Raw genomic sequence first — 476 nt, forward strand, 5'->3', positions numbered from 1 at the left:
GTGCATTGTTAAGGATGCGGGAACTCTTGAGTCTGTTGATGAGGTCACAAAATATGTGACTAAGCCGAACGATATTGAGACGATGGAGGATGGCCATCTTGAGTGGTTCTATAATGAGACACTCAATACGCGACTGATACAGAGGTACGGATCGTTTAAGGAGTTCAAGGGGTCTCTTAATGATGAGAGGCTTCGCATCGTTCGAGATCAGTCTGATGGATCTCTGAAGATGATGAAGAAGCGTGTCATCAATGATGCTGAGCTTTTCACGAAGCGTGATGAAGGCGAAGCCACGATAGGTGTCCCTAAATCATTGGATATGTTCGGGCCCGATATTGCTATGGCTCTCTGTGTTGAGCCTTCTCTTGATGGTCGTGTCATCGTTGGTGATGAAATAAAATTCGAGCAGATGGAGAATAAGATTGTTGGGCTGATGCTCCCGCATCATGCTTTCTATAACGTCTCTGAACCCTGTC

1 protein-coding gene is annotated in these 476 nt (G+C 45.8%); it reads left to right on the top strand.

Annotated elements, in window-relative coordinates:
- The coding region (locus tag KP705_RS17400) for a hypothetical protein (RefSeq protein ID WP_215765187.1) at positions 1 to 476 on the top strand (476 nt) is incomplete at both ends.

This window comes from Gluconobacter sp. P1D12_c (assembly GCF_018812105.1).
GTDB classification, from domain to species: Bacteria; Pseudomonadota; Alphaproteobacteria; order Acetobacterales; family Acetobacteraceae; genus Gluconobacter; species Gluconobacter oxydans_A.